The organism is Clostridium liquoris, from assembly GCF_002995785.1.
GTDB lineage: Bacteria > Bacillota > Clostridia > Clostridiales > Clostridiaceae > Clostridium_AO > Clostridium_AO liquoris.
The window spans coordinates 1-12106 of record NZ_PVXO01000070.1 but is presented as its reverse complement, the minus strand read 5'-3'; the positions used below and the strand labels follow the sequence as shown (position 1 = coordinate 12106).

General features: G+C 30.7%; 11 protein-coding genes. 10 read left to right on the top strand and 1 reads right to left on the bottom strand.

Annotated elements, in window-relative coordinates:
- Positions 1 to 20 precede the first annotated feature (20 nt).
- From mltG to CLLI_RS13115, 7 genes are all read left to right on the top strand, one after another.
- Positions 21 to 1037, top strand: a complete 1017-nt coding sequence (gene mltG / locus CLLI_RS13145; protein ID WP_106064661.1) for an endolytic transglycosylase MltG — start codon at positions 21 to 23, stop codon at positions 1035 to 1037.
- A 22-nt stretch (positions 1038 to 1059) separates the two neighbouring features.
- On the top strand, positions 1060 to 1713 hold the full coding sequence (locus tag CLLI_RS13140) for an O-methyltransferase (RefSeq protein ID WP_106064660.1): 654 nt from the start codon (positions 1060 to 1062) through the stop codon (positions 1711 to 1713).
- The gene (locus tag CLLI_RS13135) at positions 1706 to 2929 is read left to right on the top strand and encodes a peptidase U32 family protein (protein ID WP_106064659.1); all 1224 of its coding nucleotides are present in this window, start codon (positions 1706 to 1708) and stop codon (positions 2927 to 2929) included. The genes CLLI_RS13140 and CLLI_RS13135 overlap by 8 nt, the downstream gene beginning before the upstream one ends.
- A gap of 31 nt (positions 2930 to 2960) precedes the next feature.
- Positions 2961 to 3590 carry a uridine kinase gene (gene udk / locus CLLI_RS13130; protein ID WP_106064658.1) on the top strand — a complete coding sequence of 210 codons (630 nt, stop codon included), beginning with the start codon at positions 2961 to 2963 and terminating at the stop codon, positions 3588 to 3590.
- A 54-nt stretch (positions 3591 to 3644) separates the two neighbouring features.
- The gene (locus CLLI_RS13125) at positions 3645 to 5300 is read left to right on the top strand and encodes a peptidoglycan D,D-transpeptidase FtsI family protein (protein WP_106064657.1); all 1656 of its coding nucleotides are present in this window, start codon (positions 3645 to 3647) and stop codon (positions 5298 to 5300) included.
- Between the two features lie 73 nt (positions 5301 to 5373).
- Positions 5374 to 6072: an RNA polymerase sporulation sigma factor SigK gene (gene sigK, locus CLLI_RS13120; RefSeq protein WP_106064656.1), complete on the top strand. Its 699-nt coding sequence runs from the start codon at positions 5374 to 5376 to the stop codon at positions 6070 to 6072.
- Positions 6073 to 6316: 244 nt separating this feature from the next.
- The gene (locus tag CLLI_RS13115; protein ID WP_106064655.1) at positions 6317 to 7372 is read left to right on the top strand and encodes a type IV pilus twitching motility protein PilT; all 1056 of its coding nucleotides are present in this window, start codon (positions 6317 to 6319) and stop codon (positions 7370 to 7372) included.
- Between the two features lie 30 nt (positions 7373 to 7402).
- Here CLLI_RS13115 and CLLI_RS14650 read toward each other — a convergent pair whose 3' ends face one another.
- Positions 7403 to 7543, bottom strand: a complete 141-nt coding sequence (locus CLLI_RS14650) for a hypothetical protein (protein WP_170063737.1) — start codon at positions 7541 to 7543, stop codon at positions 7403 to 7405.
- A gap of 405 nt (positions 7544 to 7948) precedes the next feature.
- Between CLLI_RS14650 and CLLI_RS13110 the strand changes: the two genes are divergently transcribed.
- The 3 genes from CLLI_RS13110 (at position 7949) to ftsZ (ending at position 11840) form a co-directional block, all read left to right on the top strand.
- Entirely contained in the window at positions 7949 to 9229 is a 1281-nt protein-coding gene (locus CLLI_RS13110; RefSeq protein WP_207655113.1) for a glycosyltransferase family 2 protein, read from the top strand.
- A gap of 172 nt (positions 9230 to 9401) precedes the next feature.
- On the top strand, positions 9402 to 10685 hold the full coding sequence (gene ftsA / locus CLLI_RS13105) for a cell division protein FtsA (protein WP_106064654.1): 1284 nt from the start codon (positions 9402 to 9404) through the stop codon (positions 10683 to 10685).
- 15 nt (positions 10686 to 10700) lie between these two features.
- Positions 10701 to 11840, top strand: coding sequence for a cell division protein FtsZ (gene ftsZ, locus CLLI_RS13100; RefSeq protein ID WP_106064653.1), 1140 nt, complete (start codon positions 10701 to 10703; stop codon positions 11838 to 11840).
- The last annotated feature ends 266 nt before the right edge of the window (positions 11841 to 12106 follow it).

The window sequence follows — 12106 nt, the reverse complement described above, 5'->3', positions numbered from 1 at the left end:
TTAATATTTCCGGAGGGGCTATGAATAAGGGGAAAAAGATATTTATTGGTTCTTTAATTTTAATTACACTAAGTGTATTAATTTGTGGCTATTTATATTATAGAGCTGTGGTAAATCATCCTTTTAAAGCTAAAGGAGAAGAAGTAGAATTTATAGTCAATAATGGTGATAGTTTATATAAGGTATTAAATTCTATAAAAGAAAAGAATGAAATAAAAAATCTAAGCTTAATAAAAGCTTATATAAAAAGAAATAATTTAGATACCAATATAAAGCCAGGGGATTATGAAATTAAATCTGATATAACTTTAAAAGAACTTATATCAGATTTAAATAAGGGGATTTATAATAAGAATCTGGTAAGGGTTACTATTCCAGAGGGATATGATATAGAAAAAATTGCTGCCCTATTGGAGGAAAAGAATATTATAAAAAAAGAGGAGTTCTTGCAAAGCTGCAAGGAATATCCTCTTCCTCATTATGTAAAGAATACTGAATATAGAAAATATAATTTAGAAGGATATTTATTTCCTGATACCTATGAATTATCCAAAGGAATGAAGGGAAAGGATATTATTGGCATTATGCTTAATAGATTTAATAGATCTATTAATGAATTAAGAAATAAATATAGCATAGATGAGAGCAAAATTGACACAATAATAACAGTAGCTTCAATGGTAGAAAGAGAAGCTGAAAGAAATGGGGAAAGGGGAAAAGTATCCTCAGTATTTTATAATAGAATGAAAAAAGGAATGAAAATGGAATCCTGCGCTACAGTATTATATGCTTTAGGAAAACACAAGGATAAATTATACTATAATGATTTAAAAACCCAATCTCCCTATAATACATATATTATTAAGGGATTACCTCCAGGACCAATATGCAGTCCAGGTATGTCCTCTATTGAAGCAGCTATAAATCCAGATAAAACAAATTATCTTTATTTTGTATCTTATAATGATGGAACCCACTTTTTTACTAATAATTATAGTGAATTTTTAAAGGTAAAAAAGGCTACTCAGGGAGATTAATTTTTTTTACTAGGAGGTTATAATGAGCGGTATTACTTATGATTATATGGAGGAATATATTAGAGGCCTTATAAAGGAAAGTAACCCAATACTTACAGAATTAGAAGAGTATGCCTATGAAAATCATGTCCCAATAATCCATAAGGAAGTTGGAAGATTTTTAGAGCTGATGATAAATATAAAAAAGCCGAAGAAAATATTAGAGTTAGGTACAGCTATAGGGTATTCAGCTATTTTAATGGAGATGGCTTGCAATAAAAATTGTGAAATAGTAACTGTGGAAAAAGATCAGAATATGATCAATTTGGCAGAAGAGAATATAAGTAAGTATGGATTTTCTGATAACATAAAAATAGTACAAGGGGATTGCCTAGAAGTATTAGAAAATCTAGAAGGGCAATTTGATTTAATATTTATGGATGCAGGGAAGGCACATTATAATCATTTTCTTCCCCATTGTTTAAGATTGTTAAGTGAAGATGGAGTTATTATAGCTGATAATGTTCTTTTTAGAGGAATGATAGCTTCAAATGAACTAGTTAAAAGAAGGAAGATAACCATTGTAAAAAGAATGAGAAAGTTTTTAGAAATGGTGTCTGTGGAGGAGTTTATTACCTCAGTAATTCCAATGGGAGATGGAATTGCAGTTATTACAAGGAGGAATAAGAATGAATAAACCTGAAATATTAGCACCAGCGGGAAATTTAGAAAAGTTAAAAACTGCTATAAATTTTGGGGCAGATGCGGTATATCTTGGAGGCGGCAAATTAAATTTAAGAGCTTTTGCTGATAACTTTACTGATGAAGAGTTAAAAGAAGGTATTCAGTTTGCTCATGAAAGAGGGAAAAAAGTTTATGTAACATTAAATGTATTTCCTCATAATGAAGATTTGAATGGCTTAGAAGAATATTTGGTTAAATTATATAATTTAAATGTAGATGCTATTATAGTATCTGATCCGGGCATAATAATGACTGCAAGGGAGATAGTGCCAGATTTAGAACTACATTTAAGTACTCAGGCCAATAATGTAAACTGGAAGTCAGCAATATTTTGGTATAAGGCAGGGGTAAAAAGAATAGTTTTAGCGAGAGAAATGTCTTTAGATGAAATAAAAGAAATAAGGAGTAAATTACCAGAGGATTGTGACATTGAGGCTTTCGTTCATGGTTCAATGTGCATGTCCTATTCTGGAAGATGTCTTTTATCAAACTATATGACAGGAAGAGATTCTAATAGAGGAGAATGTGCTCAACCTTGCAGATATAAATATTATTTAATGGAAGAAAAAAGACCTAATCAATATTTCCAAGTACAGGAAGATGAGAAGGGAACCTATATACTTAACTCAAAGGATTTGTGCATGATAGAACACATACCTGAATTAGTTGAAGCAGGAATAAATTCTTTTAAAATTGAAGGAAGAATGAAAAGTGCATACTATGTAGCAGCAGTGGTAAAATCCTATAGAGAAGCCTTAGATAGTTACTTTGACAATGCTGAAGCATATGTATTTAAAAAGCAGTGGATGGATAATTTATTAAAAACAAGTCACAGAGATTATTATACTGGATTTTATTTTGGAGATAAACACAGCCAAATATATGAAAATTCATCATATATTAGAGATTATGATATAGTAGGTATAGTAAGAAGCTATGATGAAAATTTAAAAGAAGCAGTTATAGAGCAAAGAAATAAAATATTTAATGGTGACACTGTAGAAGTACTAAGACCAAAAGCAGATAATTTTGAAATTAAACTACAAAATATTAAAGATGATACAGGAAATAGCATAGAGTCCACTCCTGTGGCTCAAATGTTGTATAAAGCAACAGTAGACATTGAGCTTAAGGAAAATGATATGTTAATTAAAAGCAAAGGAAAATAAGTTATTTTTTAAGGGGGAGAAGCAAAGTATTATGAAGCGTCCAATTCTTATAGGAATAACAGGCGGCACAGGTTCCGGGAAAAGTACCGTTGCAAAGGAAATCTGTAAAAAATTTAATGAAGATTGTATAGCTATGATAGAACAAGACTCATATTATAAAGACCAAAGTCATCTATCTTTTGAGGAAAGAATTAAAACTAACTATGATCATCCTGATGCTTTTGATACTCCATTATTGGTAGAACATTTAAAAATGTTATTGCAGGGGAAACAAATTGAAAAGCCTATTTATGATTTTGAAAAGCATAATAGAAAAGATGAAAAAATAAAGGTACAACCTAGGGATATAATTATTGTAGAAGGAATCCTGATTTTACAAGAAAAGGGCATAAGGGATTTATTAGATATAAAAATTTATGTGGATACAGATGCAGATGTAAGAATAATAAGAAGGCTAGTTAGAGATATGAAAGAAAGAGGAAGATCAGTAGAGTCAGTTATTAATCAGTATTTAAATGTAGTAAGACCTATGCATATGCAATTTATTGAGCCTAGTAAAAGATATGCTGATATAATAATACCAGAGGGTGGTCAGAATAAAGTTGCCATCGACTTAATAGTAGGTAACATTAGGCAGATGCTTCAAGACACAGAAGAATAGGAATAAAATACCTCATTTTGGCTAAAATTAAAGTTAAAAGTGGGGTGTTTTTTTATGTATAAAAAAAGATGTTGTATTATTTTTCTAGTTTTTATAATAAGCTTTTCTATATTATATAGTAAAGTTATAAATCTGCAGTATAAAAAAGCCGATGAACTAAGTGTTATAGCTGATTCACAATATATGTATAAAGAAAATATAGAGGAATTAAATTACAAGTTATTGGATTGCAATGGAAAGGATCTATTGAAATATAATAAAAAATATAAGGCAGTAATAATACCCAATGTATTTATTAAAAATAATATGGACACGGATTATGAAGAGTTTTTAAAATTATTATATACATTAAAAAGTTACGATAGTGACTATGATCTTACAGATACCAAGTATTTAAATAGTAGTCAGAAGCTATATTTTGATATAGATGAAACTACCTATGAAAAGTTAAAAGAAATAAAAGGGATAAGAGGATTTTACATTTTTGCATATTCACAGGTAGATAGAAGTGAGGCTTGGAAAATAGAAAATATTATTACTAATCCTAAGAATTCTAATGATAATAATTTTAAACATAAGGATTCATTAGAGATGAGCATATATAATAATGTGAAACAAAATAGGATACCCCAGATAGAATTTAATATAGATATGGATGGAAACATAAAGGAAGGCAAAAAAAGTATTTTAGATAACAATAAAAATGTAAGGCTTACCTTAGACAAGGATTTGCAAGAGGAGATAAAAGCAATACTAAATAGTAAATACAATAAATATGAGCAAATTGGTGTAATATTAATGGAAAGCAATACAGGAAAAATAAAAGCAATGGTGCAAAAGGATGACACTTTGCCCAATGTAAATATAGGGGCGGAAACACTTAACGGCTTTTTTCCAGGCTCGATATTTAAGACCATTGTTCTAGAAGGAGTTTTAGAGAATAACAATATATCACTACAGGACAATTTTATTTGCAAAGGGAATTATGAAAACACAAAGAATAAAGAAGTTAGAGGACATGGTGAATTGACTGTGGAAGAGGCTTTTACAGTTTCCTGTAATGATGTGTATTCACAACTAGGAATAAAGGTAGGAGCTGAAAAAATAAATGAATTAAGCGAGAAACAGGGGCTTTTTGAAAAGGTACTAGGATTGGACAGAGAACAAAAGGGTGCTTTAGAGATAAAAGATCCTAAGCTACAGGATGGAAGTTTAGCTATAACTTCCATAGGGCAAAATATGAGAATAACCCCTATAGAGGCTATAAGTATAGTAAATACCGTAGTGAATAAGGGAACATATGTAAAACCTAATATTATTGATGGATATATAGATATTAATAATAAAGAGATAGAAAAAATCAATAGGGAACAGCATGAAGTATTATCTAACTCTACAGCTAATGAAGTAAAGGAAATCATGAAAAGGGTAGTGAATAATGGTACTGGAAGAGCTGCCAAGATCCAAGGAGCAGAGGTGGGTGGAAAAACTGGTTCCACAGAGCGTATTGAAATTGTAAAGAATAAGGAAAATAAAAATGAAAAAAGGGAATATTCTGATGGCTGGTTTACAGGATATTTTAAGCATAATGATAAATATTATTCTATGGTGGTATTTGTAAAGGACATAGATAAAAACTCTGAAAGTGGAGGAAGCACTGCAGCACCTATATTTAAGGATATAGCAGAAAAAGTTATAAAAAATAAATAATATTCATATGTACATGCACTTTTATAAAACAAAAATCATATTATATAAATAAGCACTATTTGGAGGAACAAAAGTGTTTCTAGTAAATTGTTTATTGAATATAATTGGTGATAGTATTTTCTTGACAGCTTACGTTTCAGGCAATAATTCTTTCCCTCAACCACTAGATGAAAAAGAAGAGCAATATTATTTAAAAAAATTAAAAGAAGGGGATATCCTAGCAAAAAGTGTTTTAGTTGAAAGAAATTTAAGACTAGTAGCTCATATAGTAAAAAAATATTCCTATCCAGGAAAAGATGTAGACGATTTGATATCAATTGGTACAGTAGGTTTGATTAAGGCTATAGATTCCTTTAATAGTGATAAAGGTACGAGACTTGCTACTTATGCTGCAAAATGTATAGAAAATGAAATATTAATGCTCATTAGAAACAATAAAAAAACAAAGGGAGAGGTGTACCTTCAGGATCCAATTGGTGTAGATAAGGAAGGAAATGAAATCTCTTTAATGGATGTGCTGAGCAGTGAAGAAGATTCCATAATAGAAATGGTGGAGAATAAAATACAGATAAAAAAATTATATAATAAAATCTGCACCTGTCTTCAAGATAGGGAAAGATCTGTTATTGAAATGAGATATGGTCTTATTGATGGTAAACCAAAAACACAGAGGGAAATAGCTGCTTTACTTGGAATATCTAGATCCTATGTGTCTAGAATAGAAAAGAGAGCTTTAAAAAAGCTTTATAGAGAAATGAATGGGAGGGTTTGAGATTATACTTTGATATTATAAGAATTTTACTGTAAAATAAAATGGAAACTATTAAATTTTACAAAAAGTTTACGAATAATAATTATAGTAGTTTTTATGAAACTATTTACCAAAGAAATCCAAACTCATAGCACAGGCTGAAGCCTTAGAAGCTATAAATATAAATAAGATCTAATGCTTCAGCTTCAAGCTTATGAGCAAATTGAAATTTGAAAACTTTACATATAAGAGAGGGGAAAAAAGATTGATAGCATTAAATACATTATTAGAGACTACCGTAAAAGAAAAAGCATCAGATCTACATCTTACTGTAGGTGTGCCACCTACCATAAGAGTTAATGGACAACTAACTCATATAGGTGGAGAAAAATTAACTCCTTTAGATACAGAAAAATATGTAAGGGGAATTTTAAACGATTTATATGATAAATATTCTTCTAGAGGAGAATTAGATACATCATTTTCTGTGGCAGGTCTTGGTAGATTTAGAGTAAATGCATTTAAGCAAAGGGGAAGTGATGCAGCTGCAATTAGGGTAGTGGGATTAAAAGTCCCAACTTTAAATGATTTAAATTTCCCTGCAGTAATAAAGGAATTAACTACAAAACAAAGAGGATTAGTTTTGGTTACAGGACCAACTGGCAGTGGTAAAAGTACAACTCTTGCAGCTATGATAAACGAAATAAATATCACAAGATCTGCTCATATAGTAACATTAGAAGATCCTATAGAATATTTGCACAAACATAATAAATCTATAATAAATCAAAGGGAAATAGGAAAAGATACAAAAAGTTATGCTAGTGCTCTTAAATCTGTTCTAAGAGAGGATCCAGATGTTATACTAGTTGGAGAAATTAGAGATTTAGAAACCATCTCTGTAGCTTTAACTGCAGCAGAAACAGGGCATTTAGTGTTTTCTACATTACATACTATCGGAGCTGCTAAGACTGTGGATAGAATTATAGATGTATTTCCACCTTATCAACAACAGCAAGTTAAGGTTCAATTAGCAGCAGTACTAAAAGGAGTTATATCTCAGCAATTAGTTCCTAAGATAGATGGTAATGGGAGAATTGCTGCTCTTGAGGTAATGATATCCACTTCCGCTATTCAGAATATGATTAGGGAAGGTAAGACTTATCAAATAGAATCTTCCATGCAGACTGGGTTAAAATATGGTATGAGAACTATGGATATGTGTCTAGCAGAAATGGAGAAAAAGGGATTGATTTCCTATGAAGATGCCATGAATTATTCAGTGGATAGAGAGATGCTATCTAAAATAATTTCATTGTAAAATAAAAAGGGATCTTAAGATCCCTTTTTATTAGAATACCATATAATCAAACATTTTAATGCAAAACTGATCGGATACCAATGCCATACTTATCTGTACATCTTTTTTTTCATTATCTGACTTTGTACTAGAACGCATAGGTAGAGTATTTTTCTTACCTTTGGATTCCATAATAAATCCTCCTTTTATTTATTTTCAAATTAAAAGTAAAGGATTTACCAGAAGGATTCATCTTTTTTATGAAGCCTTCTTACGTCTAGATAATAGATCAGTTCGTAGCGCCTCATTAGGCTCTACCCCCTTTTCTAGCTGTTTATAACTTTAACAACTATTTTTTATTATTATAACATGGAATGGAAATAAATACAAAGGTCATAATGTCTAAAATAATGCATAATTAAAGCTTTATGTATGAATATATAAATAAATATATTTATATACTTCACTTTTGCTATATAAAGCTTAAAGTTAGTCCTTCTAGTTACCAAATGTGAAATAATTAAAAATTTATTTTAATTCTATAGTAATTATGCATTATTTATGCTAAAATAACTGTGAATTAGGGGGGGAGTTAAAGTGGAAGTAATTAGCGGTATAATACATGCGATTTCCCGTATTTTAACCATTACAGTATTTATTATTTCAATGTATTACTTATGTATTTCATTTTTTGGCATATGGAGAAAAAAGGATAGAAGAGATGTAAAGCCCAAAAAAAGTTTTGCGTTGATAGTAGCAGCTCATAATGAAGAAATTGTAATTGGCAATGTAGTTGATAGTTTAAATAATTTAGACTACCCTAAGGAATTGTATGACGTCTATGTAATTGCAGATAATTGTACAGATAAAACTGCTTTAAATGCAGAGTCAAGGGGTGCAATAGTCTTTAAGAGATTTAATAAAGATAAAAGAGGAAAAGGCTATGCTTTAGAGTGGATGTTTAATAATATATTTAATATGGACAAAAAATATGATGCTGTTGCTGTATTTGATGCGGATAATTTAGTGCATAAGAATTTCTTGAAAGAAATGAATAAAAAAATGTGTGATGGATATAAAGTAGTTCAAGGCTATTTGGATAGTAAAAATCCGGAGGATACTTGGATTACAGGAAGCTATTCCATATCCTTCTGGACATCCAATAGAATGTTTCAGTTGTCTAGAAATAATTTAGGATTGTCTAATCAGCTTGGTGGAACGGGATTCTGTATAGATACTAAAGTACTAAAGGACATTGGATGGGGAGCTACCTGCCTAACGGAAGATTTGGAGTTTTCATGTAAATTGGTTTTAAATGGATATAAGGTTGGATGGGCACACGATGCCATAATTTATGATGAGAAACCTTTAACTTTGACGCAATCTTGGTTCCAGAGGAGAAGATGGATGCAGGGGTTTGCTGATGTAGCTCATAGATATTTCTTTAAGCTTCTAAAAAAATCCATTAAGGATTTTAGTTTCGTAGCACTAGATTGTGCTTTATATAGTGTACAGCCTATTATAATAATACTCTTTGGCTTTTCTATGATTATTGGTGCATTTAATTATGTAATTGGGGCGCATGATATTGTGGTAAATCTGGAGAGATATATATCCATATATTCCATGAATTTTAATATGATAACTTTTGCCGGCATATTAATTTCCATATTACAATTTATTTATACACCATTTATACTAATCTTAGAGAAGAAATTCGATTTAAAGATTTTTTGGTACTATGTTATTTATCCCATTTATGCAATAACATGGCTTCCTATATCAATTCAAGGTATAATACATAGGAATGATAAGGAATGGAGCCATACTAGGCATACAAGAAATGTGGATATAACTGAGCTTGAGAAAGCTAATTGATTATAGTAAAAAGAAGGATTTTTAATCTTTCTTTTTTTCATGTATGGAATATATTAGGAGTATTCAATTAAATTCAAAAAAATATTTAAAAACTTTTAATAGTTTAGAGGAAAAAATAATTTTTTGTTGAATATATAAATTGTAATGCTTCTCTTAGGGAGGGAAAGTGCTGATGAATGAATATGTAGTAGGAATTGATATAGGATCTTCAAAAGTATGTGCCGCAGCAGGCAAATTAGACAAGCATGGTAAAATTCAAATAACTGGAATTACCTCAGTTCCTTGTAATGGAGTAAAAAGAGGTATAGTAGTTGATATAGATAGCACAGCTGTGGGAATCAAAAATTGTATTGAACAGCTAGAAAGAATGATTGACTCTAAAATTACAGAAGCGTATATATCAATTCCAGCAGAAATTTGTGAACTTACTCTGAATAGAGGAGTTGTGGCGGTATCGTCTGAAGATAGAGAAATTAAGAAAAATGATGTAGAAAGAGTGTTAAAAGCAGCTAAAATTATTGCAATACCATCCGATAAAGAAATTATAGGGGTAATACCAGAACAGTTTATCGTAGATGGTTATGATAATATAACAGACCCTATAGGAATGTGTGGTTTAAGGCTAGAAGTTGACGCTCAAATAATTTTATGTCAATCCACAGTAATAAGCAATATATTTAAGAGCATAAAAAAGGCAGGAATTAATGCAAGTGGCATGGTGTTTCAGCCCTTAGCTAATGCAATGGCGGTATTAAATAATGAAGAAATGAAAATAGGTGCTCTTCTTTTAGATATAGGAGGAGAAACCACAAATATTACTGTATTTAACGGTAACAGGCTAATTTATAAGGATATGCTGCCAATAGGTGGAAATGCTATAGCTAATGATATTTCATTATGTTTAAAATTGCCTTTATCTGAAGCTGAAAAATTAAAAATTAAATATGGTAGAGTTATAGTTCCCAATGAAGCTTCCGGTGAAGATTTTAAAATAAAAATAAATGCAAACTATGATAATGTGGTGGAGGTAGATTATAGTTTACTTATCCAGATAATAAGTGCAAGAATTGAAGAAATTTTATGTCTAGTTAAGAAAAAACTAAGTGTAAATGAATGCCTTGATAAAGTATCAGGAATAGTTGTAGTAGGAGGAGGTATAGCTTTAACAAAAGGTAGCATTGAACTATGTAAGAGTATAATGGATAAGCCAGCAAGAGCTGGTACCCCTGAGTATGTAGGTGCAGCTAGTCCTATATATTCTACTGCAGTAGGTGTAGTAAAGGACGTTATAGATTCAGGAAAAGTAGACTTAACTCAAAGTACTGCCCAAGAAAGCCATCATAAAAAGAATGATAGTAAGTCTGCATGGCAGGAACAGGATGAGGAATTATATTCAGAAGAAAATAATGATGGAATTTTATCAAAAATAAAAGGGTTTTTTACAGATTTTTTCTAATAAGGAGGTATTATTGTGCTAGATTTTGATGTGGATGTTAAGCAATTTGCTCAGATAAAAGTTGTTGGTATTGGTGGCGGAGGAAATAACGCATTAAATAGAATGATAATAGAAGGCTTAAAAAATGTTGAATTTATAGCTATAAATACAGATAAACAAGCGTTGATGTTATCCCAAGCTTCACAAAAAATACAAATAGGAGATAAATTAACTAAAGGTCTTGGTGCAGGAGCAAATCCTGAAATTGGGCAAAAGGCTGCCGAAGAAAGTAAGGAAGAAATATCTCAAGCTATAAAGGGTGCTGATATGGTATTTATAACTGCAGGAATGGGCGGCGGTACTGGAACTGGAGCTGCACCTGTTATAGCAGAGATAGCTAAATCCATGGGGATATTAACTGTAGGAGTGGTAACAAAACCGTTTCCATTCGAAGGAAGAAAAAGAATGCTTCATGCAGAAATGGGAGTAAAAAATTTAAAGGAAAGTGTAGATACTTTAGTTACTATACCAAATGAAAGATTGTTAAGCATAGTGGATAAAAAGACAACCCTTATGGACTCCTTTAAATTAGCAGACGATGTTTTAAGACAAGGTGTTCAAGGCATTTCTGATTTAATAACTATACCAGGTCTTGTAAACTTGGATTTTGCTGATGTAAGAACTATTATGACAGACAGAGGTCTTGCTCATATGGGTGTAGGTAAAGGTAATGGCGATAATAGAGCTCAAGAAGCTGCTAAACAAGCTATCTCTAGTCCATTACTTGAAACTTCCATAGTTGGTGCTACAGGAGTGCTGTTAAACATAACTGGAGGATGCGATTTGGGATTACTTGAAATAAATGAAGCTGCTGAAATAGTTCAGCAAGCTGCTGATCCTGATGCAAATATCATATTTGGAGCAGTTATAGATGAGAATTTAAAAGATGAAATCAGAATAACTGTTATAGCTACTGGTTTCGAATCTGAAAGTGAAAAATGTAATGATAAAGAAAGTCTTAATATTAACAATATATCAAATAAAGCAAATAATATTAACAATAGGAACGGGAATACTTCAAGTGCAGAAGCTGCAGCATCAAAGGATCACAGTTTTGACAATTATAGTGAAAATGATTTAGAAATACCAACATTTTTAAGAAGACAAAGAAGATAATATATATAATATAACAAAAAATCTGACCTTTAAAGAAAAAGGTCAGATTTTTTTATTTTTATTGCCATATTATAAAAAATAAAAGTAGGAATTAATATTAAAAAATGACAAAATTTTGAAAAGGTTGGGTATATAATAGTAGTGTATTCGAAAAACAATAATTAACAATTACTAGGGGTTGTAATAAAAGTGCTTATTTGGATAGAAAAACATTATGAATTTAATTTACTGTATGACAAAAAGGCTTTTAGACACACAATTTTAAA